Annotated in this window: 21 protein-coding genes; 11 read left to right on the top strand and 10 right to left on the bottom strand. The window is 48.3% G+C overall.

What is annotated here, in order from left to right:
* The first annotated feature begins 935 nt into the window (after positions 1–935).
* The 6 genes from G367_RS0121055 to pcp all read left to right on the top strand — a co-directional run bounded on the left by G367_RS0121055 (position 936) and on the right by pcp (position 8,046).
* Positions 936–2,009, top strand: a complete 1,074-nt coding sequence (locus G367_RS0121055; RefSeq protein WP_020415149.1) for a 3-deoxy-7-phosphoheptulonate synthase — start codon at positions 936–938, stop codon at positions 2,007–2,009.
* A 228-nt stretch (positions 2,010–2,237) separates the two neighbouring features.
* Entirely contained in the window at positions 2,238–2,693 is a 456-nt protein-coding gene (locus G367_RS0121050; protein ID WP_020415148.1) for a hypothetical protein, read from the top strand.
* 227 nt (positions 2,694–2,920) lie between these two features.
* Entirely contained in the window at positions 2,921–3,529 is a 609-nt protein-coding gene (locus G367_RS0121045) for an OsmC family protein (protein WP_020415147.1), read from the top strand.
* Between the two features lie 1,461 nt (positions 3,530–4,990).
* Positions 4,991–5,455 (top strand): hypothetical protein, encoded by a 465-nt coding sequence (locus G367_RS0121035; protein WP_020415145.1) that lies wholly within the window; start codon positions 4,991–4,993, stop codon positions 5,453–5,455.
* A gap of 1,396 nt (positions 5,456–6,851) precedes the next feature.
* Positions 6,852–7,271: an ester cyclase gene (locus G367_RS25395; protein ID WP_020415144.1), complete on the top strand. Its 420-nt coding sequence runs from the start codon at positions 6,852–6,854 to the stop codon at positions 7,269–7,271.
* A gap of 106 nt (positions 7,272–7,377) precedes the next feature.
* Positions 7,378–8,046 carry a pyroglutamyl-peptidase I gene (gene pcp / locus G367_RS0121025; protein WP_020415143.1) on the top strand — a complete coding sequence of 223 codons (669 nt, stop codon included), beginning with the start codon at positions 7,378–7,380 and terminating at the stop codon, positions 8,044–8,046.
* A 140-nt stretch (positions 8,047–8,186) separates the two neighbouring features.
* On the opposite strand, the gene G367_RS0121020 is transcribed toward pcp, so the two are convergent.
* Positions 8,187–8,648: a cupin domain-containing protein gene (locus G367_RS0121020; RefSeq protein WP_020415142.1), complete on the bottom strand. Its 462-nt coding sequence runs from the start codon at positions 8,646–8,648 to the stop codon at positions 8,187–8,189.
* Between the two features lie 358 nt (positions 8,649–9,006).
* Between G367_RS0121020 and G367_RS0121015 the strand changes: the two genes are divergently transcribed.
* The 3 genes from G367_RS0121015 (at position 9,007) to G367_RS24565 (ending at position 14,468) form a co-directional block, all read left to right on the top strand.
* A complete protein-coding gene (locus G367_RS0121015) occupies positions 9,007–10,578 on the top strand; it encodes an MFS transporter (RefSeq protein WP_083922837.1) in 1,572 nt (523 codons plus the stop codon).
* Positions 10,579–10,679: 101 nt separating this feature from the next.
* A complete protein-coding gene (gene hrpB / locus G367_RS0121010; protein ID WP_026305301.1) occupies positions 10,680–13,244 on the top strand; it encodes an ATP-dependent helicase HrpB in 2,565 nt (854 codons plus the stop codon).
* A 213-nt stretch (positions 13,245–13,457) separates the two neighbouring features.
* Positions 13,458–14,468 (top strand): endo alpha-1,4 polygalactosaminidase, encoded by a 1,011-nt coding sequence (locus G367_RS24565; protein WP_040629218.1) that lies wholly within the window; start codon positions 13,458–13,460, stop codon positions 14,466–14,468.
* A gap of 78 nt (positions 14,469–14,546) precedes the next feature.
* Here G367_RS24565 and G367_RS0121000 read toward each other — a convergent pair whose 3' ends face one another.
* From G367_RS0121000 to G367_RS0120960, 9 genes are all read right to left on the bottom strand, one after another.
* The gene (locus G367_RS0121000) at positions 14,547–14,981 is read right to left on the bottom strand and encodes a nuclear transport factor 2 family protein (protein WP_020415138.1); all 435 of its coding nucleotides are present in this window, start codon (positions 14,979–14,981) and stop codon (positions 14,547–14,549) included.
* A complete protein-coding gene (locus G367_RS0120995) occupies positions 14,965–15,840 on the bottom strand; it encodes a patatin-like phospholipase family protein (protein ID WP_020415137.1) in 876 nt (291 codons plus the stop codon). The genes G367_RS0121000 and G367_RS0120995 overlap by 17 nt, the downstream gene beginning before the upstream one ends.
* A gap of 225 nt (positions 15,841–16,065) precedes the next feature.
* The gene (locus G367_RS0120990; RefSeq protein ID WP_020415136.1) at positions 16,066–16,938 is read right to left on the bottom strand and encodes a patatin-like phospholipase family protein; all 873 of its coding nucleotides are present in this window, start codon (positions 16,936–16,938) and stop codon (positions 16,066–16,068) included.
* 2 nt (positions 16,939–16,940) lie between these two features.
* Positions 16,941–17,816 carry a patatin-like phospholipase family protein gene (locus G367_RS0120985; RefSeq protein WP_020415135.1) on the bottom strand — a complete coding sequence of 292 codons (876 nt, stop codon included), beginning with the start codon at positions 17,814–17,816 and terminating at the stop codon, positions 16,941–16,943.
* A gap of 119 nt (positions 17,817–17,935) precedes the next feature.
* Positions 17,936–18,811, bottom strand: coding sequence for a patatin-like phospholipase family protein (locus G367_RS24560; RefSeq protein ID WP_020415134.1), 876 nt, complete (start codon positions 18,809–18,811; stop codon positions 17,936–17,938).
* Positions 18,804–19,688 carry a patatin-like phospholipase family protein gene (locus G367_RS0120975; RefSeq protein WP_026305300.1) on the bottom strand — a complete coding sequence of 295 codons (885 nt, stop codon included), beginning with the start codon at positions 19,686–19,688 and terminating at the stop codon, positions 18,804–18,806. The genes G367_RS24560 and G367_RS0120975 overlap by 8 nt, the downstream gene beginning before the upstream one ends.
* A 30-nt stretch (positions 19,689–19,718) precedes the next feature.
* Positions 19,719–20,576 (bottom strand): patatin-like phospholipase family protein, encoded by an 858-nt coding sequence (locus tag G367_RS0120970; protein WP_020415132.1) that lies wholly within the window; start codon positions 20,574–20,576, stop codon positions 19,719–19,721.
* A 230-nt stretch (positions 20,577–20,806) separates the two neighbouring features.
* Entirely contained in the window at positions 20,807–21,397 is a 591-nt protein-coding gene (gene nfuA / locus G367_RS0120965) for a Fe-S biogenesis protein NfuA (RefSeq protein ID WP_020415131.1), read from the bottom strand.
* A 118-nt stretch (positions 21,398–21,515) separates the two neighbouring features.
* Positions 21,516–22,196 carry a type 1 glutamine amidotransferase domain-containing protein gene (locus tag G367_RS0120960; protein WP_020415130.1) on the bottom strand — a complete coding sequence of 227 codons (681 nt, stop codon included), beginning with the start codon at positions 22,194–22,196 and terminating at the stop codon, positions 21,516–21,518.
* Positions 22,197–22,589: 393 nt separating this feature from the next.
* On the opposite strand from G367_RS0120960, the gene metH reads away from it, so the two are divergent.
* Together metH and G367_RS0120950 are read left to right on the top strand one after the other, a co-directional pair.
* Positions 22,590–26,285: a methionine synthase gene (gene metH, locus G367_RS0120955; RefSeq protein ID WP_020415129.1), complete on the top strand. Its 3,696-nt coding sequence runs from the start codon at positions 22,590–22,592 to the stop codon at positions 26,283–26,285.
* Positions 26,286–26,289: 4 nt separating this feature from the next.
* Positions 26,290–26,511 (top strand): DUF2970 domain-containing protein, encoded by a 222-nt coding sequence (locus G367_RS0120950; RefSeq protein ID WP_020415128.1) that lies wholly within the window; start codon positions 26,290–26,292, stop codon positions 26,509–26,511.
* The last annotated feature ends 306 nt before the right edge of the window (positions 26,512–26,817 follow it).

The raw sequence follows: 26,817 nt of genomic DNA, 5'->3' as shown, positions 1-26,817 counted from the left end.
AGTGATTCACTAGGATTGCCACATTTGAATTTAGCAAGATATGCAAGCAAATTGATGCGTTAGCATAGATCAGTAAAATTATAGAACAAGACTAACTTAATGTCTTATTAAGGGCGGGTTAAAAGCAGTACAAATATTCCCGCGAAGGTCACGCCTAACGAGCCTTCTTAGATCTTCAGCAGTCCGTTTGGCTCTTGATTCCGTTTGATTTCTGATTCCACATCATCCCTGAAGCTATTTTTCATAAACTGACCAATTGACCATTAGCATCTTAACCCTTCCGAATGGGTCACCAAGCCCATGGGCAGAAACTTCAGAATTCCGCAATCTTTAGGCAAGCGATTATTCGCAAACATCGTTTCATGTGCAGAGTATCCTCCCCTCAATCCAGCCACGAAAGTAGAGCACATTCTTGAAAACAGTCAGAATGACGCATGTTCGGAAAGGTAGAGCCCAACTACGATTCTGAGTGCTGATTCAAGCCTAATACCTAAAGCAACTGCAAAGATTCATATGAGAGCATTCACACCATCGACTTCAATTTCATTCTTGATTGCTCAAAGGGGTTCAAATTTGTGACTTTTAATCTACCAAGCCAGAGGCCCTTCTACTGCAGCCCTTCCAACCAACCCTACCGGTGAACGAGTAGTTCACCCCCTCAAGGTCTCCTTTCCTCAGTGGCAGCATTCCCAAGCTGCACGTGATTATCTTCTCAGTTCGCAGGCCCTATTCGCCACAACGGACTCAACTGAGCTCCCCTAAATTCTGTCAAAGTGCCAAACTGTCACAGGATAAAGGTAAATGAATATCCCAAAATCGGGCCAAATATTTGGTTGCAAATGAAACCCTCGCCCTATTCTTTGTGGCACAGTAGGATAAGTCATCCGCCTGCAAGTGCAGCGCGGTACTATGGAACAGAGTAATCAGAAGACGCTATGACCACACAGCAGTTCGACGACTTGAATGTCGTCTCCCAGGAAGTTCTGATCAGCCCGGAGATGCTGAAATCGGAACTCCCCATCAGTGATGCCGCCGAAGCAACTGTCGCCAAAGGGCGTTCCGCCGTGCGTGACATCCTGGATCGCAAAGACCACCGCCTAATGGTGGTAATCGGACCCTGCTCCGTTCACGATGTGGGCGCCGCGATGGAGTATGCCAAGCGCCTTAAGGCGGTAGCTGATAAGGTTTCAGATACTCTTCTGATAGTGATGCGTGTCTATTTTGAGAAACCGCGTACCACAGTTGGCTGGAAGGGGCTGATCAACGACCCTCATCTTAATGATTCTTTTAAGATTGAGGAAGGTCTGCACATCGGCCGCAAACTGCTCCTGGATGTCGCCGAGCTGGGGTTACCCACCGCTACAGAAGCGCTGGACCCAATCTCACCCCAGTACCTGCAAGACCTTATTTCCTGGTCAGCTATTGGCGCGCGTACTACCGAATCCCAAACTCACCGAGAAATGGCCAGCGGCCTATCCTCCGCTGTGGGCTTTAAGAACGGTACCGACGGCGGCTTGGAAGTGGCGATTAACGCCTTGCAGTCTGTCGCTAATCCCCACCGATTCCTCGGTATCAACAAGCGCGGTCAAGTTGCGATCATTCACACGTCCGGCAACCCATACGGCCATGTGGTACTGCGCGGTGGTAATGACAAGCCAAATTATGACTCGGTAAGTGTTGCAATGTGTGAGCAGGAGTTACGCAAGTCTAATATCGTGCCAAATATTATGGTGGATTGCAGCCATGCGAACTCCAACAAGAACCACGAATTACAGCCCCTTGTTGTGGACAATGTGACCCATCAAATCCTCGACGGCAACCAGTCAATCATCGGTATCATGGTGGAAAGCAACCTGAAAGCCGGCAACCAGAAAATCCTGCCGAAGCTGGATGATATGGAATACGGCGTTTCCGTTACCGACAAATGCATCGATTGGGAAACTACCGAGTCGTTACTGCTGGGAATGGCAGAGCAACTGCATGACCCGCTAAAGCGGCGTAACGCTTGATCAAACCCTTTGATGGTATCAGGGCCTTCTAGAGGTCTTGATACCTTCGCTCTATCAACTCCCACTACCTCCCTTCCCTAGTCCTCCACCTAACAATCGCTGACATTCTTCATTTACAGGAGTATGCTGCAGCAGGAGTTACCATTTTGTGACGCCAAAGTCTACATTTTATCTATTTAATTCTGTCAACGAGGCATGTAATTAGTCGGTTTAAATCGGGCCACAATAATGGAACTGCAGTCCAACAAAGTCTTAACCTATATATTCGGCGGATTTATCCTAGTTTGGCTGCTAGTGAGCCTTAGCTTCGCTCTGGAAGGCAATGCGATGTTCCCCTGGATTGCCACTACCCTGCTTGCACTACTTGCTTGCATCACCTTCTCATTCGAAAAAACACGTTATGTCGACGGCACAAAGAAGTTGTTTATTTCTGAAAACCGAATCCTTTGGCATAGCTGGACAGAGAAGCACCCCCTTAGCATCTTTCGAGGAATAAAAGTAATTCCCTATTCAAGCTACTCGGCAAGCAGTAAAAAAAGTTACACCAGCTGGCATATCAATCTGGTATTTCGACATGCCAGCGCCAACGAGGGCGTATTGGCCAGGGTTTTCACCAGAAAAGAGGATGCCCTGGAATTTGCTGATAAGCTTTCAGAGCTAACCGCATTACCAGTCCTGGACTGAAAAATCTTTGAGTTTTGATAGGATGCTTTAAGCTGACTCAGGAAGATAATCCTAAGTTATTCTCTATACCTGTAACTGCTTTTCTCTAAAGACTCTGTGAAGTAGATCAAAGGCACCCTAATATTCCGCCCTATCTGTATGATTCCCAGCCCCGAGTTCTAAGGTCAATAACTTGCCTTCATTGTGACCCGCAGGTCAGGACTTAAATTAATTGAGGAGAGGCAAATATGGACTCCATCAAGTGGGACATGTCTTCTTCAACAATTGTTCGCAAACTTTCGGAAGAAGCTGAACAATTAACGTTTGCCGCACCTCACCTGGACAAGGTGAAACAAGGGGAGCTACTGAAGTTCCATGCACATATCAACGTAGAACAATTGCCTCAGGGGCATCACCTTAAAAAAGCTACGATATTTTCCAATGTTCCCAATGGTGGCACCTGGGAACTGATTTGTGATGAAGGTACCGCGGTTGGCGGTCGAGGCAGTGCCCCATCACCAATTATGTATTTCTCTGCAGGACTGGCACTTTGCATGATGTCCCACGTAGAGATGCTAGCAAAACTAGCAGATATTAAACTGAACAGTGTGAGGCTCGAGCAAAAAACCGAGTTTTCTACAACAATGAATTTTGGGGGGATCAAACCTGAGGAAGTTTTTGGCACAGGTGATCGAGTGGAAATGCATTTGATCATCGAGAGTGACGAATCAGAAGAAAAACTGCTGGAATTCGCCCACTGCTGTCGACAAGCTTGCATGTCACTTCAAACTGTAGCTTGCGCAACGCCGGTTTCGACCAAACTATATCTAAATAATAGTGAACGCTCCTTCGAGTAGGCCTATTCTACAAAGCCCTAATTGATCTCAGCGGGAGATATTATATTGATAAATAACTAACGGCGTATCCAAGGTAATCCATAAGTTAACAGGCTCGAAGCAAATAACTTCATAAATTCAATTAACTTTGACTTTCCTCTTACAAAAAAATCACCAAAAAACCAGCTACCAGCATTGGTAAGTGACCTACCAATTCATGTAATCTGATAGTGGAAGCCATCAAGAATAATGACATCACTACAGTTAAAATTGTCAATCAGACAGGCCCCATCAACACAGCCAAACAAAATCAGAAATCAGCCACCCCAAAGAAAAAAAGATCAGAGCTGAGAAGAATTTCCACCATAGACAGGACACAAAGCCCCAATAGTATTACCGTATAGACTCCAATCCTACGTAAGAATTAAGCCATTTTTTGTGAACAGCAAAAGCTATCAGCTGCACGCCTAGCCTGCCAAATAAGACAACAATTAATAACAAAGTTACCCCCACCAACATAGATAATATGTAACAAACTTTATGACAATCAATGTCAGACCAAAGAACTTAGAAACTGACGGGTAACCTATAATTCAATTGGATTCCAGCGTTTATACAAAACACAATGAAAAGAACTTACAAGGGGCGCCAATACAAAAAAGCAATTCCAACTCGACTAGATTACTATCACCCTGTAGAAATCAGCAGAAATAGAGCCATATCGATTGAGAAACCCAAGGAGTCACAAACATCAATACTATTGAAAAATAGTTTTACCCCCTCCTTCTATACATATTTATAGTTCACTGAAAACTTCTTAGATCTAAAAAAATTGTGCTATCTGGTCTTGCAATCATGAACACAGCTTTTCGAGCAAAAAATCATTTTACACGCTGTCAGGCTAGGCGCTTATCATTTTTGAAAAAATAACGCATCGAGATAATTTCATATCAACTAAAAAATTCACCTGATGAGCCTGCAACAAAGAGCCTTCTACTAGGCTCATTCAGTGAAGGATCCATCCTAGCCAATGCAACCCAAAGCTTGGAACTGCAGCCCCAACCACATCTACTTGAATTAAAAGGCCTCTTAATCCCCTAGCTTTACGCATTTTTGGCACTTACTCTCTATCAAGGTATCCGGAATGGCTCCAAAATATTTATAAATAATATGACGAACCAGTCATCGCAAATATCATTCAATTTAGCCCCATTTTAAAGCAAAAGCATTACGTATAAAGTCACGGTCAACCGTACAAACTGACATAAATCGAGACTTAAGTTCTATAGTCGATTCATGGTCTGGAATATTATTTGAGGCTGCTGCCAGTTATCGAAATAAACAGCACAAGGGAACTCAAAAAAGCTTTGCCTGAAATAACAAAAAAAATCTACAAAAAAATGAAACTTCTCAAACAGCACGTTGGGACTGCACACATGTTCGAGTAGACTTGTTGCCAAGTTGGGAGAAGGAGAAAACGTTATGCGTTATGTACTTTCAATGATATTACTACTCTCTCTTGCCGGTTTCAGTTATGCGCAAGAGCGTCTGGCACAGCTGCCAGCAGGCGCATCACCGGTGCAAATACTTGGTAAAACTTACTATCAAAGCGGCAATACTTTCTATGCCTTTAATGAACAGGGTCGTTATTTTTACCCAGTACAACCTCCGACTCGTATCCGTCAATATGAGCAACCTAGAAATATGTATTGGCGCGGTTCCCAGCCTCGCTACTACTGGCGTGGTTCTCAGCCTCGCTACTACTGGCGTGGTTCTCAGCCTAGCTACTATTGGCGCGACTCTACGCCTCGTTACTATGGCCTGACTCGCGATCAAGTAGAAGGTTGTATGAACGCGGCAGCGGACAAAGCAAATGCCAATCCTCGTATCGGTGGTAAAGTGTATATCCGCGAATATAACCAGTGCATTAGCAATCTGCGCTATTAGCAAAGTGCTATATGCACAAAGAACAAACCCTTAAGGGGCCCTCGGGCCCCTTTCTTATTTTACTTTCTAACTAGGGTATCTTTGTTCCTGCAGGATTAATAATCAATGGACTATGGCAGTGTCGTTAATAGATTTCATGTTTTATCACTAGTGCCAACGACTATCAGTATTCAGCCTCTAGAGCTATCCAGTTATAGTAAGAAGCCCGTGCTGTCTCCCGTACCTCTACCAGTACTATCTCCAAATCCGGTAAATTTTCGAATCTAGCCTTAGTCAACTATTGACTGATTTCCAAGAAATTGAAGATCGTATCGCCAATCGTGACAGTGGACCAGCTGGGCTTATTCCCTTAAGGGCACCTACAACACTCGGACAATTTTGGCACGCTCCACAGTTTCCAAAACTTATAGCTCACCCCCTTAATCGATTGGAGCTGTTTCTCGATAACCAGTTAAGAGATATCATTGGAGAAGGCTTTAACCTGGCAATACGCATCAAAGCAACATCCGTTAACTCTTCTCTATATGCACAAAAGTTGGGTGAGCATCACCGGCGCTTAGTTGCATCACTAGAAAATATACATCAATCGGGTATATCCCGGAGTCCGAAAGAACTAAACGGTTTTGCTTGCCTTTAGCTTTGATAAAAGCCCTGCTCATTGGAATTTATCGAGCAATAATCAGGAAATAACAATCAATATGCCCACTATTACATAGCCAATAACTATTTCCCCCTATACCAAGCTACCCTGGCCGAATCAGGCATCGCTAGCTTATGCGATTACCTGGAAAACAATGACATCACATCGATGTCTTCTAGTTGAAATCCTGCCACAATGGATACAAGCGAGCCGGCCATTATTTGGTGTATATCAGCAAAAGGAAGGCTACTTCACGCAAGCTGGGCGTACTATGGAAATTTTTACAAGGAATTTTTCCCAGGGATTGATTCAAATAACAACCCCAATAAATTCGTCTCTCACCCAGGCTTTATGTAGTCTTTATATAGAGGGTTATGGAGAAATCAACCACACATCATGATTTCGATAGCTTTTACAAGAATTAAAAAATATATCCACTTAGGAGCTTAAAGATCCAATTTAATCATTCCAGTCTTTGACAAACATATCAATGATTGGCACAACTTAAATCCATGGTATTAATCAAATTTCATATCTAATGGCACAAGAATTACTATGCCTTCCACCAAATATCAAAAATTGTTGAACAAAATTAGAAACCTTAAGTAACAGTTGAACGCCTCATCCTGACTTGTCACAAAAGTCTCTTAATAAAAGGCATAGTGCGCTACTACTTTCTATAAAATTTCACGCCCTACACTATGCTTGGATTTCTGCCATGGCACAGTACCGACTAACAAATCATCCGAGGATTATATGACTGCCAATCATAAAGAAACGTCAAAGAGTCTTCTCCAGCAGTGGGGAGATAACACACCTCATAAAGCCACTAGCTATCTCTCGCCCAACTACAAGAACCACCAGATGCCTGATGCAGGAAGTGCGACCTCATGCAAGTCACTTAAAGAATGGCAGGAACTTGTCACCGAATTCCATAAAGGATTTTCAGATGTAAAGATGGAAATCCTACTTCAAGTGGCCGAGGGCGACTATGTTTGCACACGTTGGCGAATGACAGCAAAGCATACTGGTAAATTTATGCAGTACGAACCGACAGGAAAAACCACCACCTGGACTGGTATTCACACTGATCTATACGAAAAAGACAAAATGGTGGAAAGTTGGGTTGACTGGGATAAGTATTCCTTCCTGGAACAACTGGGCCTCACAGACTAAATTTCGTGGTCTGGGCAAACAAATCCCAATGTAAATTTAAGCCTATAAATTTTATCTTTGTCAGCAACCAATTGCCCAAAAGCAAATTTTAGCGGAACTACCAAATATGAAAAAAATTATTGTTTCCGGCTTCGAAGCTTTTGGGCACACCCCCATAAATCCAGCAGAATCAGTCATGCGTGTTTTAGATGGAACTTATGTAGGGGAAGCTGAAATTTCTGGAATCTTAGTGCCCAATAATTTTTTTGAAAGTATTGAGATTGTTACTGTTGCAATAAAAGAGTTACAACCTCAGTTAGTGGTGATGCTGGGTGAGTATGGCGGTCGTGCAGAAATAACAGTGGAACGAATCGCACAAAATTTTAATGATTCTACCCGATATAACCTAAAGGATAACCGCGGTGTAGAAATGCAGGGTGAGCCAACCATACCCGACGGTCCCGTAGCCTACCGCAGCACCCTACCTTTAAGGGCCATGGTTAAGGCTATGCGTGGCGTGGGCGTCCCCGCAGATATCTCAGATACCGCAGCCACCTTTTGTTGTAACCATTTAATGTACGGTGTACTACATTATATTGCCATAAATCAGTTAGATATACGTGCCGGTTGGATTCACCTCCCACAATTACCTCAAGTGGCGGCATTACCTGAAAATCTTGGCACTCCAAGTATGTCCAGGGAGACAGCCGCACTCGGCGTACATGCGGGGATAGAAGCAGCGCTCATTCACCCTAATGATATCAATGAGCCTATTCCATCCAGGTTCCAGATATAGAGTCCATTATATCGACTATTTATCACTGGTTACGCCGGTAAATTAGCTTCTTTACCTTCCAGTATATTTACAGACGTACAATATCGGCCTGTAAACATTTTATGGAATTCGAGATTTACAGCCCAACCAAATAATTCATATTAACCAATTGCCGAGTTCCCATTAGCACTGATTAACACAAACGCAATACGGCAAGGCTCAGTCCCTCGATTAATCCAATTATGGATGGTCGCGCGCTGTATCAGTGTATCTCCAGCAACCAGATGAACTTCTCTATCCTCTCCCAGAGCCATGTCAATCTCCCCAGAGAGGACTACGGCATAGTCAATACTATCTGTACGATGAATACGAGGCGTTACACCTGGGCCAAATTCAACCACTTTGAAGATGGAGCCACCCGCAATAGTAGTACCAGCCCTACGAGCCCCTTTATCGCTATTTGCCGAGTCAATCTCAACGGGCAGATCGGCTGTTGTCCAGAACTGTTGCTGCTCCATATGAGGACGCCAACTGGCAGTATATTCACCCCTATCATCCAGAACCACGACAGGCTTGCCGGCACTATCGTGTCCTGTCACTACGCGTCGTATATTTAGCCCCATATCCTTTTCCATTAAGAGTCCTGACCCAACTTAATGATAGGGGCTTTTTTCCCCTATATACCACACTCTCAAGTTGGCAAGAGGAAAAATAGACTAGCGTATATACCATTGATAACTGTCACGTATCACTATAGATAACTTAAGCACTAGCTGATAACTTTGCACTACAGCAATACTATATTTTGGCTCTCTATACCTAAATCTTGTGTATCTCCACCTTTAGACAATAGATTAAATCACTAACTTATATAGAAGGCATAATAGAATCTAGACCTTTATTGAACTACTTATCTTACTTCTTCTATTCAACGAAGACCTTCCCAAAAAAACTTTCAATAAATATGGTTGATCGGACAACATGAGCAACGAAAAGGAACATCCCTCAAAAAACGCTCCATATCCACATCGATGGTGGGTGCTCGGAGGCCTCGGCCTGGCTCTAATGATCGTTAATATCGATGTCACCGTGATCAACCTCGCCATCCCTACAATAGGGCGTGATTTCTCTGCAAAAATATATCAACTGCAATGGATCAACAATATCTATCTAATAGCCATGGGGGGATTAATTATCACCACTGGAAAATTTGGAGATCGATTTGGGCATAAAATTACGCTCATGCTTGGCATAACCATTTTCCTCGTCGGATCATTGATTGCAAGTGCAGCCCCAAACCTAGGAACCATAATAATAGGAAGATTCATACAGGGATCAGGCATGGCGGCCTCCTTCGGTATGATCTTTGTTCTAGCTGAAAGCCATTTCCCCAAATCTGAACGGGGTTTAGTCGTAGGACTACTGGTAATATTCACCGCTGCCGCTCAATCAATAGGCCCTATTTTAGGTGGATTTATTGTTACCCATCTGGGTTGGCGATGGGCTTTCTTAATAAACATTCCTGTTTGCTTATTGTGCCTTATCATTATTCATTTATTTGCAATAAGAGGCACTCAAAATAAGGAGGTCAATGTCCACTATCAGTCGGGGTTTCTAATTCTGATTGCGTATCTTTTGATATTATTTTCACTCAATATCGTGCCCCAGACAGGAATCAGAAGTCTTCAATTTATTCTACCCATCGTAACATCTATAGGAATCCTAGCTTCTGTACTTCTTTGGCAGCGAACTATCCCTCAACCATTAATAAACTTAGGACTGCTACACAACAAACTATTCCTGGGGTTACTTATAACTCGAGCATGCTTCCAAATGATATTTGGATCTTTCTTGTTTATTTTACCTTTATACCTGGAAAACATACTTGGGTACGACGCCGCCAAAGTAGGGCTTATTATTTTGACAATGACAATATTCTTATGCTTCTCTTCAATCTTAACAGGGATATTTAACAATAGATTCAACCCTATCCCCCCTATTGTTATCGCACAATTTACCTGCTTAACTGGCGTCCTATCACTAACTTTGATGCCCGACAAACTATCCTGGTATAACTTAATAATCGGAATGGTTTTTATGGGAATTACTACCGGAATAATGTATTCTTCAACTAACCTTGCAGCGGTTCAATGCGCACCCAAAAAAGAGAAGGGTGCGGCCTACGGATTGTTCATCTCTAATACATACCTTTGGTATGCTGCAGGAATAGCATTTACAGGAGCAATACTAAGCGCTGCAAGTGTTAGAACTTTCTCGAAAATTTCAAAAGAAGCTCTCTCCAACGAGCACAAAGTAAGCACTCTGGAAATACTTCCTTTTATAACGGGTGCACAACCTCTGAAAAAAATAATAAAGCTCTTTCCTGATCCTTCGGTACACTCTCAAGTGTTGGAATGGGGTCAAACATCTTTTCATTCCGGGTTCCACGCGGTAATGATTGCTTTTCTTTGCCTATCCTTTATCGGAATCCTTGCAAGCTTACTTTTTAAAAATACAACCCAATTACTGTATAAAGATGAACCGTATTTGTAGCCTTCAGCAGCAATTAACACCCTATCGTAGAAAACTAGCCCTTTGCACAAGCGAAGAAACCCCATACCTTCTTAATCCTGAATCCACTATAATTCTCTGCTATGCCAGAGTTACCTATACATTCCGTCCTACCAGAGTTACTTGAAGCACTGGAAACACACAGCAATGTGGTGCTGCAAGCGCCACCAGGTGCAGGTAAAACTACCGTTGTCCCTTTGGCTCTACTGGATAGTGTCTGGCTGAGGGGTAAGAACATCATCATGTTGGAGCCCCGCAGACTCGCTGCACGCACAGCAGCTGCCCGAATGGCCTCCCAGCTTGGTGAAAAGGTCGGTGAAACTGTGGGATACCAGGTACGGGGGGAGCGCAGAACCAGCGGGCGAACCCGTATTCTGGTGGTTACCGAAGGCATTCTTACCCGTCTTCTGCAATCTGATCCTGAGCTAAGCAAAACTGCCTTGGTGATCTTTGATGAGTTTCACGAGCGAAGCTTACAAGCGGATCTATCACTGGCACTGTGCCTGCAATCCCAGGAGTATCTGCGGGAAGACCTTAAGTTGCTCGTAATGTCCGCAACCTTAGAGACCGATGCTGTCGCTGAAATTCTGGGTCAGGCACCAGTGGTGACCAGTGTGGGAAGAAGCTACCCCGTCAGTGTTGAATACCTCGATAGGTGTGAAGAACTGGAAGATGAACGTCAACTTCCCCAGCTGATGACCCGCAAAATTCTGGAATGCATCAGTAATGATAATGGCAGCCTGCTAGCGTTCCTGCCCGGTGTGGGGGAAATACGACAGATTGAAGCAAGGCTGAGAGAGCGCTTCACTGAGGAACCCCACAAGTTCAGCGATATCATAATAGTTCCGCTATATGGTGACCTGACCAGGGAGCAACAAGATCAAGCCATTGCACCAGCAAAACCCGGCATGCGTAAAATTGTATTGGCCACTAATGTTGCCGAGACAAGCCTGACAATCGAGGGGGTTCATAGAGTGGTGGATTCGGGGTTAATGCGTGAATCGCGCTTTGATCCCAACACCGGAATGAATCGCTTGATCACCAACCGTATATCTCAGGCATCGGCTATTCAACGTAGTGGTCGTGCCGGCCGCCTCAGTGCAGGTCACTGCCTGCGCTTATGGAGCAAAGAGCGTCAAAACGCCCTGAGTACGAAGAATACTCCAGAGATACTTCGCAGTGATTTGGCTCCAGTTGCTTTGGAGCTGGCCCAGTGGGGAGTTACTGATGCTGAAGAGCTCCTATGGCTGGACCTCCCTCCTCCTGGACCTATGGCACAGGCTCAAGAGTTACTCCAGCAGTTGGGAGCACTCGACAGTAAACTGCGCATTACTCGCCACGGCAGCACCCTGCTATCCCTCGGCTGCCATCCCCGTCTTGCCCATATGATGATCCACAGTTTTAAATGGGGATTGCAACAGCAGGCCTGTCTGATGGCAGCTCTTCTATCCGAACGGGATATCTTCCGCGGTGAGGCCCGCTGGGACAGGGATATAAGCAAGCGCATTGAGGTCCTACAGGAACGGGCAAAAGGTCGAGAAGTGGATCAAGGGGCTATCCAGAGAATTCGGCAGCAGTCACGGGCCTGGCGCACTCAGCTGGATAAACTCACGTCCAGCCAACCGGTGAGTACACTATCAATTGATAGTGTCGACCATGCTGGAGTCCTCCTGGGGCTCTCCTATCCAGATAGGATCGCCATAAGCCGCCGTGATGGCAGTAGACGCTTCCTGCTCGCCAATGGCAGGGGGGCGCATTTCACTCATGATGATGCACTGGCCCTTTGCGATTATCTTGTGATTGCAGAGCTCGATGGGAGAGGACGTGATGCCCGAATCCAGTTGGCCGCACCTATTTCGGAAACCTCTCTTAGAGGTTGCTTTGACGATCTGATAAAACAGCAGACAAGTGTTGACTGGAATGAGTCTTCGGGACGTGCGGAGGCAGTGACTCGTATCACTTTGGGAAGCTTGGTACTAAAACAACAAGCGGCCAGGGATATTCCTGAAGGCCTGCTGAGTTGCGCTCTTCTGGGTGCCATTAGAAAGAAAGGCTTGGCACTACTTCCTTGGGGCAAAGATGCTTCTCAATTACGCAGTCGGGTGGAGTTTCTACGCCAGTGTGAGCTGGGGCCAGATCTTCTGAGTGACACTCCCCTACCCGACTGGAGCGATGCAGCGCTTTTAGCTCACCTTGAAGACTGGTTACTACCCCATCTCCAGGGCTTTAATAAGTTAGAGCAACTCAAACAACTGAACTTGTTTACCATTTTACTCGGTCAACTCACCTGGCCACACCAAAAGCAGCTGGAAGAATTGGCACCCAGCTATTTCACGGTGCCCAGCGGGTCGCACATTCAAATCAACTATGAAGGGTCACCCCCGGTATTGGCTGTGCGCTTGCAGGAATTATTTGGCATGGCACAAACGCCTGCTATTTTGGGCGGCCGATTCCCCTTGATGATCCACCTGCTATCACCGGCACGACGTCCGGTCCAAATAACCCGCGATCTCGCCAACTTCTGGGCCAACACCTATCAAGAGGTAAAGAAAGAGTTACGTATCAAGTACCAAAAGCACTATTGGCCAGACGATCCCCTCACAGCAATAGCAACTAGCAAAACCAAGAAAAGAATGGATGCGCAGTGAGCCATTAAGCCAATATTCAGGCTTGATCAGCTAGGATTTTAGCTTCAGCACTTTTACACAGCAGTAGAGTCGCCTATTGTGAATCTGTAACTGCATGTGATTGATTATTGGAAAATGTTAAACTCAATGGAACTTAGTCTTCATTTCCCTGCCAATAGGTAAAAATTAGCAAGACAACCTTGCCTCACTAATAACCGTCTTCGGAGATGAATTTTGCACCGGACGCTTCCCTTCCTTCTTAGCCCATTTCTTCTTCTCGGTTGTAGCTTTGACGACCTTCCCGACTTCGTAATCCCTGTCTACGTGGATTACGATCAAGAGATGCGATATCTGGTAGAAGATATTAGTGACTATGCCAAGGGTATTAACCGGGACGACTTTATTATTGTCCCACAAAATGGTATTGAACTGATCACCACCAATACCAAGACCAATGGCCCAGTAGATAACGCCTATGTAAACTCTACCGATGGCATCGCCCAGGAAGCGGTCTTCTTTGGGCAAAATGGTGATGTAGACCAACCCACCAGCAGCACCGAAAGCGCTCGCTTGCAGGACTATCTCAACTTAGCCAAGGATAAAGGCCGCGAAATCCTTGTGACCGATTTCGCCTATACCGAGCGCAATATTGACGAATCCAATCAAGAGAATGAAGAAGCCGGCTACGTCTCCTTCGTCGCTGACGATACGGACCTGGACGATATTCCGCCCTACCCTGAAGAGCCCTTCAATGTAAACAGTAACAACATTGATGAGCTGGAGAATGTCAAAAATTTCCTTAATATCACCAATCCACGGATCTCTTCCACACGCCAGGAATTCGTCGACAAGTTATCCGAAACCGATTACGACCTGCTAGTTATCGACTTTTTCTTTAATGGCGAAGAATACACTGAAGAGCAAATTGAGCAGCTCAAGGTTAAAAATAATGGGGGGCGCAGGCTGCTAATTGCCTATATAAATATTGGTGAAGCCCAGGATAACCGTTATTACTGGGACCCCTCATGGCCCACCAACCCACCCAGCTGGCTACTGGAAGAAGTACCAGGGGAATCAGGAAACTATTATGTAGAGTACTGGAAGGAGGGCTGGCAGAATATCATTTACGGTAACAATGACTCCTATATTTACAAAATTGTGGATGCAGGTTTCGACGGCGCCTATATGGATGGTATCGACGTATATGATTATTTCGACTCCCTGGATACCGAGGAAGGAAATTAAATCATCGCTCACTCCTGGCAGGCAACTGGGCGCAGAGCCCAGATTGATTGCCAAGTGCTTGTGCCATAAGGACGAGTATTAAGCCGGCTGGCTATCTTTGTACTGTGTTACATATTGGGAAAGGCGCCCTGACATCTCCTCTGCCAGCTTTTGCAGGGCGTTGAGTGGGCGAATCATCACCTCAAACTCCACAATCTTGCCGCTCTCATCAAAGCGAATGATATCCAAGCCTTTGAGGCTTTTTTCACCAATAGAAGCCTTGAATTCCAGGGCCAGGTCACGGCCGGACTCAGTGGTAAAGCTGCGGTCGTATTCAAAGCTCTCAAACACTTGCATCACAGTATTGAGAATAAGGCAAACTGCCGCTGAGCTGTGGTAGGGCTTGAAGAAAGCCGGAGAGCGAAAAATCGCATCATCTGCAACAATAGTAGGGAGCCGGGTGAAGTCTCGCGCTTCTACCATCTCATGCCACAAGGCGATTGACTCCGCTATCGAATTATTGGAATTGTTCATCAACTATCTCCCGTTCAAGCTTGTGCTTGTGTAAAAAATCCCGGCCATCGGCAAAGCCGAGCTCGTAAGTCTTTTGCGCCAGCTCGGGATTCGTGTAATCCCAAACTCTGATAAAAGGTGGCTGTGAGGGCTGCACGTAGGTCCACAGTTGATCTCCCTGTCGCCGGGTAAATCTGTCCGGGTAACGGGAGTAACGGCGACTCAGCAGAATCAATACTCGACCCTCTTCCTGATCCAGTCCCGCTACCGGTATATTGTCTACCACTCCGCCATCAAGCACCGTCGCACCGCGCAAGCGCATTTGTGGAGTAAAAGGCGGTGTACAAGAGGAACAAAGGATCAACTCCGCCAGCTCTTCCACACTTGTGCAGTCCTGCGCCTTATAAAATCCCTGCTTAAACCCAAGCCCCAGAGCAACCTTAGGGTGCAAGCTCCGCAACAAGTGCTTGTCGGCATAGTAAGCCAGGGCTCCAACACCCAATGCCATTCCCCCTGAGAGCAACCGTGGCGGATGGGTTACTGCAATACGTAGCTCCGCAGCAGTTTTAAGTGTGCTCATGCCCTCGCGGAATAGCTCCCACATGGCATTGCGATAGATTCCATACTGGGGAAATACTGATTCCTTTTTAAATAAGTTGCCCCAATAAGCATTCTTATCATTGGCAGCAAATGCCGACCAGAAGTGCTCCCGGGCTTCTTCTGTGCGCCCCATCAAGATTAGGCTCGCCATAAGGCCTCCGGCGGACACCGCAGTCACAGTCTTCGGGACAAGACCTATTTCACCGGCAACTGACTCCCAGAAACCAATCTGCCATGTACAGCGCCCGCCACCGCCAGCAAAAACCACCTGATCAAACATAAATCCTTTACCTTCTGCACTGGGCTTTTGATCAGCTCCAAGCCCATATTCCTTTTAGCCTGCCTGCAATAATCGAGTAACTACAGCAGGCAACCGCCACACATACCCATATGCAACTAATTGCATAAGCTAATAGAATCAGCAGCTTAGCGCAACCAATGGGCCTGCCCAATACGCTCAATCATGCTGGGCATAAATGACAATGGTATTCCTGTGGCAAGTCCATTAATTGCCAAATCCAAATCGCCCCCCCTTGGCCACTATTTCGGCAAGTAATGCCCTGCCATCGACCCGGCCAATCTCAAATGTTTCTGTCAATGCCTCAGGGTTGGTGAAATCCCAGGACTTAATGGGAAGCCGGCGAGAGGGCTGCACATAAACCCATGTTTGCCCTTGGACACGCCGGCTGAACCAGTGGGGCAAACGGGGGTAGCGGCGGGTCGGTAGTATCAGCACCAACCCTTTATAAGCTTCCAAGCCATCAATTGGAGCATTGTCCACCACGCCCCCGTCCAGCACTTGCGCACCATCCATCCGTAGCCTTGGGGTAATCGGCGGGGTACACGAGGAACTGAGAATGAGGTGTTCAAGTTCTGCCTCATTCGCACAGTCCCTCACCCGGTAGAACACCTGTCGAAAGCCAAGCCTGGATGGCAGCTTGGGGTGCAAGCTGCGCAGCAGGTATTTGTTGATGTAGTAGAGGGTGCCGCCCGCCGCCAGGGCACAGACTGGGGGCATCCAGCGAGGCCGTAACGTCACTGCCACCCTTAAGTCGGTAGCAGCGCATAACTTGTCGAAACCTCCGTCAAATAGCTCGCGGACACCACGCCGGTATATCTCATAATGGGGAAAAACTGGTGGCTTACGCAGCAGGTTACTCCAGTACACATTCCTCTGATTCTGTTGGGTTACAGATAGGAAGTAATCTTCCGCTTCCTGACCACGCCCCATTAATACCAAGCTAGCCATAAGTGCGCCGGCAGATACTGCACTGACTACTTGTGGTGCCAGGTTAATCTCATCCTCGATAGCCTGCCAAAAACCAACCTGCCAACAGCAGCGTCCGCCACCCCCACCAAAGACTACCTGGTTGAACACGCTTACAAAGCCTGCACTCTCGTTTCAGGGGCAATCGATTTGAGCTGAGTCAGCAACGCCCTACCATCGGCGCGTCCAATATTCAGAGTCGCGGTAACGGCCTCAGGGTTGGTGAAGTCCCAGACCTTGATCGGTAAAACCCTGGAAGGTTGCACATAGGTCCACAGCTGCACACCCTGGCGCTGGGTAAAGCTGTCTGGATAACCTGGAAATCTATTTGTCAGGAGTATCAGAACCCTGCCCTGCCCGGCATCCAATCCGGCAACTGGCACATTGTCCACTACGCCACCATCCAGTATTTCAGCCCCATTCAACTGCAGACGCGGCGTAAACGGAGGGGTACAGGATGAGCTGAGAATCAAGTGCTCAAACTCATCCATATCAGAGCAATCCTGGGCGCGATAAAACGTCTGCCTAAATCCCAGGCGCGTGGCGGAAGTGGAATGCAGGCTGCGCGGGAAACCTTTATCTGTGTAATAAATTACGGCGCCAAAGGTCAGTGCCAATGGACCAACCATCCACGCCGGTGGACGGGTAACTGCGAGACGCAATTCCGCTACCGTTCTCAAGTCTTCCAGGCCATTATCAAACAGCTCTCGAATCCCATTGCGACAGATAGCGTATTGGGGAAATACCGCTTCATCACGAAATAAATTTTTCCAGTAAGCGTTTTTACGATTGTCACTGAATACAGAGCGAACGTATTGCACCGCATCCTGCCCACGGTTGATCAGTAGCAGCCCGGCAACAAGTCCCCCTGCTGATACTGCACTCACTACTCTCGGTGATAACTGGACTTCATCAACGATCGACTCCCAAAAGCCAATCTGCCAGATGCAACGACCACCGCCACCGGCAAAAACCACTTGATCAAACATGGAGTACGTCCTTTAAACTTTACGGCTCTTCCTAGGCCTCTAAATCACTACTTTTCCAAACCAAGTACTGACAATTCCCCTTTTCAATACTTATCTGCCAAATGCGATCCGCATTCACATTAATCCCAACCCCAAAGGATTTTTATTTCTTCGCTGGATAGGTATTTCAGGAAAGCCTGTCCGTCAGCACGACCGATCTCCAGAGTTTTTCGAGTAGCCTCCGGATCACTAAATTCCCAAACGCTGATCGGTAGCGCCTGGGATGGCTGAACGTAAGTCCATAGCTGACCTCCCTTACGCACGCTGTGAAATGTTGGGAAGTTAGCAAAATGCCCGGCATCGAGAATCAGGACACGGCCTCTTACAGCATCAAGGCCCGCAACCGGTGCATTGCCCACAACCCCACCATCAAGGGCTTCTTCACCATTGAAATAGAGCCTGGGAGATAAGGGTGGGTTGCAGCAGGAGCTCAAAATTAAGTGCTCTAATTCGGCCACATTGGAGCAGTCCCGCGCCCCATAAAACATTTGGCGAAAACCAAACCGGAAAGCCATTGTTGGGTGAAGTCTTTGTGCAAATTGCTTCTCTAGGTGATCAAGCGCAATTCCTGTCGCTAAAGCCAGGGGAGACGGTAACCATGAAGGTGGGTGAATAACGCTCACTCGCAAGTCAGCAGCAGCACATAAACGCTCGAACCCCCCAGAAAACAGATGGTTCACTCCTTTTTTGTAAATGGAGAAATGAGGAAATACCGGCTCGTCAGAAATAAGGTTATTCCAGTGAATATTGCTCTGATTGTTCCTGCACACCGAATGGAAATAATCTGCCGCCTCCTCACACCTTTCCATCAACAGGAAACTTGCCACCATGGCTCCACCTGACGCAGCACAGATCACTTTAGGTGCCAACTCAATCTCCTGCGTAATAGCCATCAAGAAACCCAGCTGCCAGGTACAACGACCGCCACCTCCACCAAGGACCATCTGTTCAAACATTACTTTTCCCCACGTCAGTGTAAAAACAGCGATCTGCCAGTACATTGCGTAAAAAAAGTCGGCCGTCATGGCGGCCCATTTCACAGGTACTTCTCAGCCCCTCCGGATTTGTAAAGTCCCAAACACTGATCGGCGGAGACTTCGATGGCTGTATATAGGTCCAGAGTTGCTCCCCCCTACGCTCGATGAACCAATCAGGACAACCTGGGTAACGGCGTGTCAGCAGGATTAGCACCCTGCCTTTGCCAGGATCTATTCCCCCAACCGGGACATTGTCTACCACCCCACCATCCAGTGCCTCCAGACCATGGAATCGTAATCGAGGAGTAAAAGGTGGCGTACAAGATGAGCTCAATATCAAATGCTCAAAGTCGGCTACATCAGCACAATCCTGGACACGATAAAAATCCTGGTGATACCCCAGGCGTCGCGCTGCGGAGGGATGAAGCCCGTGCAGCAGATATTTATTTGAGTAGTAAACAGCCCCCCCCATAGCCAATGACAGGGAAACCGGAAGCCAGCTCGGCGGCCGGGAGATGGCAACCCTCAACTCAGCCGCAGATCTCAGGCGAGGAAAACGTTCTGAGAAAAGTGCCCTGATACCGTTCCTGTAAATATCATAGTGGGGAAACACCGGCTCCTTGCGAAACAGGTTACGCCAATAGATATTCCTTTGATTGGCCTTAAACACAGAGGCAAAATAGTCCACAGCTGCCGGGGCTTTGCCAATCATAATCAGGCCTGCAATCAATGCGCCTGCGGACACGCCACTCACCACACGGGGGCGCAATTGAATTTTTTCAGCAACGGTCTCCCAAAACCCTATCTGCCAGGTACAGCGCCCGCCGCCACCAGCAAAGACCACCTGATCAAACATTCCGCGCAACTCCACTTTCGCGGCTAATCGTCAACAGTGCTCTCCTGCCAGTAGCATCGCCAGGAATGCTTGGCCGTCTGCGCGCCCAGCGTGAAAAACCCGGTTCAAAGCCTCGGGATTTGCAAAATCCCATACCCGGATCGACAGAGGCTGCTTGGGCTGCACATAAGTCCACAACTGTTCACCCCTATGGCAGGTAAAACACCAAGGGTACTGAGGATAATTTCTGGTCAGCAAAATCAGGACCCTACCCGGGGTCGGGTCCAAGCCTCCAACCGGCACACTATCCACCACACCACCATCAAGAATTTCCGCGCCCCTAAATTGCTGCCTTGGTGTCAAAGGGGGCGTACAAGAAGAGGTTAAAATTAGCCGTTCCAGTTCCAACTCATCAGTGCATTTGTGCACGGAAATAAAGGACTGCCGATAGCCAATCCGCCGGGCACCATCCGGATGTAAGCTGCGTGAGATATAGGTATCGGAATAGTCGATTCCAATCCCCAGAAGCAGTGCTAAAGGCCCCTTGAGCCACTCTGGTGAATAAGCGACCGCGACACGCAAGTCTGCAGTCGCACGCAGTTTTTTAAGGCCGCCGGCAAATAGTTTACGCATGGCTCGACGGTAAATATCGTGATGAGGGAAGACCGGCTCACTCTTAAACAGGTTTTGCCAGTGGATGTTCTTACTATTGCTACGAAACTCCGAGGCAAAGTGATCTACCGCTGCCAGGGATTTCCCCATAAGGATCAGGCTCGATACCAAAGCCCCGGCGGAAACAGCACTAACCACCTTCGGGGTCAGCTGTATCTCACTGGCCACTGCATCCCAGAATCCAATTTGCCAGGTACAACGAACACCGCCACCGGCAAACACTACCTGGTCAAACATAAATTTTCTTCCCCGCCAGTCCAGTGTATCTGCAAGGAAAACGCCACTTCATCAACAGAAAAGCGTTGTCAATAAATCAAATATAAACAGGGGGAAGCAATGCGGCACCCTGCCGTTCGCCGCATCAAACATGAGAATGGGAGTTAAAAATGCACAATAAAAAAAGCGACCTTATAGGCCGCTTTTTAACTCAGACAATCATGCCATTCGGGCTAACCCGGCATTTGCGATCAATAGTAAGCCTGGGATTTATCGGTATGGTCAGTAATATCTTTCACGCCAGCAAGCTCTGGGATCTTTTCCTTCAGTGTTTTCTCAACGCCCTCTTTCAAGGTCATATCCACCATGCCACACCCCTGACAGCCTCCACCAAACTTGAGCACAGCAAACTTGTCTTCGGTAACCTCCACAAGACTCACCTGGCCACCATGAGCAGCAAGTCCGGGATTCACTTCGTTATAGAGTACGTAATTGATCCGGTCTTCGATGGGGCTGTCATCGGTAATCTTGGGCATGCGCGAGTTGGGCGCACGAATAGTAAGCTGGCCGCCCATCTTGTCTGATGAATAATCCACTCGAGCCTCATCCAGGTAAGGCACACTCCGCCCTTCGAAGTATGCCTTGAGACCATTCATCTCAATCATCACATCATCTGCCTCTTCCTCACCAGGGCGGCAGTATGCGATGCAGGTTTCGGCACTGGGTGTGCCGGGGTTAGAGACAAACATGCGAATGGCAATTCCCTCGCAGTCCTGCTTGGCCAGCAGTTCCTTCAGGTATTCCTGCGCAGATTCGGTAATGGTGACATTCAATTCTGACATAAGCCTTCTCAAATAACCGAGCTACTTTGTCGGGTATTTTACTCTCAGAAGCGCTCAAGTGAAACCGGTGTATTGGCCGGGAGGTGACGAGCGTCCCTCGACGCCTCCCAAAGCCAGCCTAAACCAGGATCAGTCCCATTAGAGTCTGGGCAGTTTCCTCTGATGAGGCAGGATTCTGACCAGTCACCAACTTGCCATCCTGCACCACATAGGGCGCCCAATCGTCTTTCTTGGAATAGTGTCCCCCTTTATCTTTGAGCATATCCTCCACCAAGAAGGGCACCACATCCACCAACTGAACTGCAGCTTCCTCGGTGTTGGTAAAGCCTGTGACACTCTTACCGGAGACCAGCGGTTTGCCATCCTGGCGCAAGGTGTGACGGAAAACACCGGGAGCATGGCAGACTGCAGCTATTGGCTTATTCGCAGCAAAGAAGTCCTCAATAAGGGAGATAGACTTCTGATCCTCCGCGAGATCCCAGAGTGGGCCATGACCTCCAGGATAAAAAACTGCATCGAAATCTGGCTCTTTTACATCAGCTAGTTTCACAGTGTTAGCCAGCACTTGCCGGGCTGCCGGATCCTGGTGAAAGCGTTCAGTTGCCGCTGTCTGGAAATCCGGTTCATCGCTTTTAGGGTCCAGTGGCGGCTGACCGCCCTTTGGAGACGCCAAGGTCACCTCAGCTCCCGCATCCTTAAAGATGTAATAAGGTGCGGCAAACTCCTCCAACCAAAAACCGGTCTTCTTACCGGTATTGCCCAGTTGGTCGTGCGAAGTCAGTACCATCAGTATTTTCATCAGTAGCCTCCAGCAAAATGAAACGTTAATTGGCGGATATCACTCGATTATCAGTATCAAAGAATGAAAAACTGTGGGAAGTCTAGAGCACCAATTAGTCACACTGTGAAATTCCCTGCCCCTTAGCCCCGTTTAGATTCTCTACCTGAAACTGCTGAATCAATGCTATTGAAAAGAGCAGGTCCTAACAGTGTATAAGGCGCAACAAAACTGCCGCCTGCTTTTTTGTACCCATGAATAGCGCAACCATAAACATAAATTGCTGTTATTTAGAAAAAAAATACCGGTTATTGTGGGGATACTCTATTGATACACTAAGTCGCCCCCTTTTTGGTGGAAGTACTGTGCTAAGATTGATGGCTCTCACGCCATCGACAACATAAGGATTGGTATATGTCCGAGCAGTCCCGTGATCAACGTCTAGAGCAACTAAATGGCACGCTCGCACAGCGCATCCTGATTTTGGATGGCGCCATGGGGACGATGATCCAAAGGGAAAAGCTGGAAGAAGCCGATTACCGAGGTGAGCGTTTCGCCGACTTCCCCCGCGACCTGAAGGGCAATAATGATCTATTGAGCCTGACCCGCCCGGAGCTGATTGAAAAGATCCACCGGGAGTACCTGGAAGCCGGTGCAGACATTATCGAAACCAATACTTTTAACGCGACCCAGCTGTCCCAGTCAGATTACGATATGGAACACTTGGTGGTGGAGATCAACCGAGCTTCCGCAGAGATTGCGCGCCGCGCAGCGGATGCACTTTCCACCCCAGAACGCCCTCGCTGGGTAGCCGGCGTAATCGGCCCCACTTCCCGTACCGCCAGTATTTCACCAGACGTCAATGATCCCGGCGCACGCAATGTCACTTTTAATCAGCTGGTAGAAAATTATGTAGAAGCGGGCCGCGCCTTGATTGATGGTGGCAGTGACCTGATCTTAATTGAAACCATTTTTGACACCCTCAATGCCAAGGCAGCCATCTATGCGATGCAGCAGCTCTTTGAGGAGCTGGGTTTCGAATTGCCGATTATGATTTCCGGCACCATTACCGATGCCTCCGGCCGCACCCTTTCCGGCCAGACTACCGAAGCTTTTTACTATTCCGTTGCCCACGCAAAACCGATTTCTGTGGGGCTTAACTGCGCCCTGGGCGCCACCGAATTGCGCCCTTATGTGGAAGCCTTGTCAGGCGCCTGTGCCTCTTATGTCTCCGCCCACCCCAACGCGGGACTGCCCAATGAATTTGGCGAATACGACGAAACCCCGGAGCAGACCGCCGCAATCGTAGCGGAATTTGCCCGCAGTGGATTTATCAATATCCTCGGCGGCTGCTGCGGTACCACTCCAGATCATATCCGCGCAATTGCCGAAGCGGTGGCCGATTTGGCCCCACGACAATTGCCAAAAATTAAACCCGCACTGCGTCTATCAGGCCTGGAGCCATTTGTCGCCGATGAAAATGCCCTATTCGTCAATGTGGGCGAGCGTTGTAACGTCACGGGCTCCGCCCGATTTAAGCGCCTGATCCTGGAAGAGGATTACGACACCGCCTTGCAAGTGGCTGCTGCACAGGTGGAAGACGGTGCACAGGTGATCGACTTCAATATGGATGAGGCGATGCTCGACGCATTTGCCGCTATGCGCCGGTTCCTCAATCTTGCCGCTACCGAGCCGGATATTGCCAGGGTGCCATTTATGGTGGATTCCTCCAAATGGGAGGTGATCGAGGCCGGACTGCAGTGTATTCAGGGCAAGCCCATAGTGAACTCCATCAGCCTCAAGGAAGGCAAAGAGGAGTTTATCGAAAAGTCCCGGCTGTGCCTGCGCTATGGTGCGGCTGTGGTGGTGATGGCTTTTGATGAAGATGGCCAGGCGGATACTTTCGAGCGAAAAATTGAAATCTGTAAGCGCAGCTACGATGTGTTGGTGGATGAAGTCGGCTTCGATCCCACCGATATTATTTTCGACCCGAATATTTTCGCCGTCGCCACCGGCATAGAGGAACACAATAATTACGCGGTGGACTTTATCGAAGCCTGCCGCTGGATTCGCGCAAACCTGCCCGGTGCCCAGATCAGCGGCGGCGTATCCAATGTTTCCTTCTCCTTCCGGGGCAACAACCCGGTACGTGAGGCCATCCATTCCGTATTCCTGTTTCACGCCATTAAAGCCGGCCTGAATATGGGTATCGTTAATGCCGGCCAGCTGGCGGTTTATGACGAATTGCCGGAGGAACTGCGAGACAAAGTCGAGGACGTAATCCTTAACCGCAGCCCGGATGCTACTGAGGCCCTGCTGGAAATCGCTCCCAAGTACCAAGGCGATGGTGGAGGAGCTGCGCGCAAAGAGGACCTGAGCTGGCGCCAACTGCCCGTGAACGAACGCTTGGCACACTCCCTGGTAAAAGGCATAAACAACTACATCGAGGAAGATACCGAAGAGGCCCGTGCCAACTCCTCACGCCCGCTGGATGTGATCGAAGGCCCGCTGATGGATGGCATGAATATCGTCGGCGACCTGTTTGGTGAAGGGAAGATGTTCTTGCCCCAGGTTGTGAAATCCGCCCGGGTAATGAAACAGGCGGTAGCCTACCTACAACCGTATATTGAAGCGGAAAAAACCGAGGACAGTCGCTCCAACGGCCGCATCCTGATGGCTACTGTTAAAGGGGATGTGCACGATATCGGCAAGAATATCGTGGGAGTCGTGCTGGCCTGTAACAATTACGAAGTAATCGATTTAGGCGTTATGGTCCCTGCGGAAACCATCCTTCAAACTGCGCGGGACAAAGAATGTGACATTATTGGCCTGTCTGGCCTAATCACGCCCTCCCTGGATGAAATGGTTCACGTAGCTGCCGAGATGGAGCGCCAGGAGTTTGATATTCCCCTGCTTATCGGTGGAGCCACCACCTCCAAAGCCCATACCGCCGTGAAAATTGACCCCCAGTTTCATCGCAACCAAGTGGTGTATGTGGCGGATGCATCCCGCGCCGTAGGTGTGGCCAGCAGTCTGATTTCCGATGAGCTGCGCCCGGCTTTCGTGGAAAAGGTCCAGGCCGAATATGAGAAAGTGCGCACCCGCACCGCCAACCGCAAGCGCAATGACACCCGCCTGACCTACGAGGAGGCGCGTGACACCGCACCGGAGTTCGACTGGAAAAACTACCAGCCGGCACGCCCCAACAAGCTGGGCCTCACCGTGATCGACAATTTCCCCTTGGAGAAATTGCTCGATACTATGGACTGGACCCCCTTCTTTATCTCCTGGGATTTGGCAGGTAAATTCCCAGCGATCCTTGAAGACGAAATCGTAGGAGAAGCAGCTACCGATCTCTACAACAATGCCCAACGCATGTTAAAAGAGATTATCGATAAGAAACTATTGCGTGCACGTGCCGTATTCGGCCTCTGGCCCGCCAATAGCGTCGGCGACGATATCATCGTCTACAAGGACGAAAGCCGCAGCGAGGAACTGGCCCGCCTTCACCATATGCGCCAACAGGTACAGAAACGCGGCGGCGATGGTCTGTGCCGCTCTCTGGCGGACTTCGTTGCGCCGCTGGAATCCGGCCAAATAGATTATGTGGGCGGCTTTGCAGTAACCACCGGTATCGGCGCAGATGAGCTGGCGGAGAGTTACGAAGCCAAACATGATGATTACAACGCCATTATGGTAAAAGCCCTGGCAGACCGTATGGCGGAATCCTTTGCCGAGACATTACACCGCCTGGTCCGTAAAGAATATTGGGGCTATGCGGCAGATGAAACGCTTAGCAACGAGGAGCTGATCAAGGAGGCTTACCAAGGTATCCGCCCTGCCCCGGGCTATCCGGCCTGCCCAGATCATTCGGAAAAAGCCACTCTATTCAAATTACTACAGGCGGAGCAAAATGCAGGCGTCAGTCTTACTGAACACTTTGCCATGATGCCTGCAGCCGCAGTGAGTGGCTGGTACTTTGCCCACCCCCAGGCAAAATACTTCAATGTCGGCAAAATTGGCAGGGACCAGCTGCAAAGTCTTGCCAAACGAAAAGGTGTCAGCGAACTGGAACTGGAGCGCTGGCTACGTCCCAATCTGGAGGAGTGAGCCTATGCAAGAAAATAATAAAGAAAAGGCAGGTAAACCCGGTTTTGGCCAGATAGTGCTCAGCACTCTGGCCGCGGCAATCGGCGTTCAGAGTAACAAGAATCGACAGCGTGATTTTCAAAGCGGTAGCATGGTGAACTATGTTATCGCCGGTATTCTCTTCACCACATTTTTTGTACTGGCATTGGCTCTCATTGTGAAAACTGTTCTGGGCAATATGGGCTAAGAGCGTGGTCAGAAATCAAGCGACTACGACTAAAGAAACCGATAGGACTAGTCCGCTGCCTTTGCTAACATCCTAACAAAATGAAGGTAGGAGGCCCGGTAATGCCTAGCTCCGGGCCATTGGGTTACTAGCGGGTAGCAACCCAGAAAACACAGGTGGCAACAAAAATAGCGACTAGAGCCACGGCGGCTATAGCGTCTACAAAATTGTCTTCTTCCGGGGTAACAACTACTTCTTCATTCATCGAATCACTCCGATTGCTCATTATTGTTATGCAAAGTAGATGAGCCGCATGGAACGGCCAGT

It is taken from the genome of Microbulbifer variabilis ATCC 700307 (assembly GCF_000380565.1).
GTDB classification, from domain to species: Bacteria; Pseudomonadota; Gammaproteobacteria; order Pseudomonadales; family Cellvibrionaceae; genus Microbulbifer; species Microbulbifer variabilis.
Note: the sequence above shows the minus strand (reverse complement) of the source record. Positions and strands in the feature narration are given on the sequence as shown.

Coding starts and splice junctions, on each gene's coding strand:
- hrpB (WP_026305301.1), top strand. CDS start 10,680: ATGCCAGAGTTACCTATACATTCCGTCCTACCAGAGTTACTTGAAGCA.
- G367_RS0120970 (WP_020415132.1), bottom strand. CDS start 20,576: ATGTTTGACCAGGTAGTGTTTGCCGGTGGCGGTGTTCGTTGTACCTGG.
- nfuA (WP_020415131.1), bottom strand. CDS start 21,397: ATGTCAGAATTGAATGTCACCATTACCGAATCTGCGCAGGAATACCTG.
- G367_RS0121055 (WP_020415149.1), top strand. CDS start 936: ATGACCACACAGCAGTTCGACGACTTGAATGTCGTCTCCCAGGAAGTT.
- G367_RS0121015 (WP_083922837.1), top strand. CDS start 9,007: ATGAGCAACGAAAAGGAACATCCCTCAAAAAACGCTCCATATCCACAT.
- G367_RS24560 (WP_020415134.1), bottom strand. CDS start 18,811: ATGTTTGAACAGATGGTCCTTGGTGGAGGTGGCGGTCGTTGTACCTGG.
- G367_RS25395 (WP_020415144.1), top strand. CDS start 6,852: ATGACTGCCAATCATAAAGAAACGTCAAAGAGTCTTCTCCAGCAGTGG.
- G367_RS0120995 (WP_020415137.1), bottom strand. CDS start 15,840: ATGTTTGATCAGGTGGTTTTTGCTGGCGGTGGCGGGCGCTGTACATGG.
- G367_RS0121000 (WP_020415138.1), bottom strand. CDS start 14,981: ATGAACAATTCCAATAATTCGATAGCGGAGTCAATCGCCTTGTGGCAT.
- G367_RS0120950 (WP_020415128.1), top strand. CDS start 26,290: ATGCAAGAAAATAATAAAGAAAAGGCAGGTAAACCCGGTTTTGGCCAG.
- G367_RS0121035 (WP_020415145.1), top strand. CDS start 4,991: ATGCGTTATGTACTTTCAATGATATTACTACTCTCTCTTGCCGGTTTC.
- G367_RS0120985 (WP_020415135.1), bottom strand. CDS start 17,816: ATGTTTGATCAAGTGGTTTTTGCCGGTGGCGGTGGTCGTTGCATCTGG.
- G367_RS0121020 (WP_020415142.1), bottom strand. CDS start 8,648: ATGGGGCTAAATATACGACGCGTAGTGACAGGACACGATAGTGCCGGC.
- G367_RS0121045 (WP_020415147.1), top strand. CDS start 2,921: ATGGACTCCATCAAGTGGGACATGTCTTCTTCAACAATTGTTCGCAAA.
- pcp (WP_020415143.1), top strand. CDS start 7,378: ATGAAAAAAATTATTGTTTCCGGCTTCGAAGCTTTTGGGCACACCCCC.
- G367_RS0120960 (WP_020415130.1), bottom strand. CDS start 22,196: ATGAAAATACTGATGGTACTGACTTCGCACGACCAACTGGGCAATACC.
- G367_RS0120975 (WP_026305300.1), bottom strand. CDS start 19,688: ATGTTTGATCAGGTGGTCTTTGCTGGTGGCGGCGGGCGCTGTACCTGG.
- metH (WP_020415129.1), top strand. CDS start 22,590: ATGTCCGAGCAGTCCCGTGATCAACGTCTAGAGCAACTAAATGGCACG.
- G367_RS0121050 (WP_020415148.1), top strand. CDS start 2,238: ATGGAACTGCAGTCCAACAAAGTCTTAACCTATATATTCGGCGGATTT.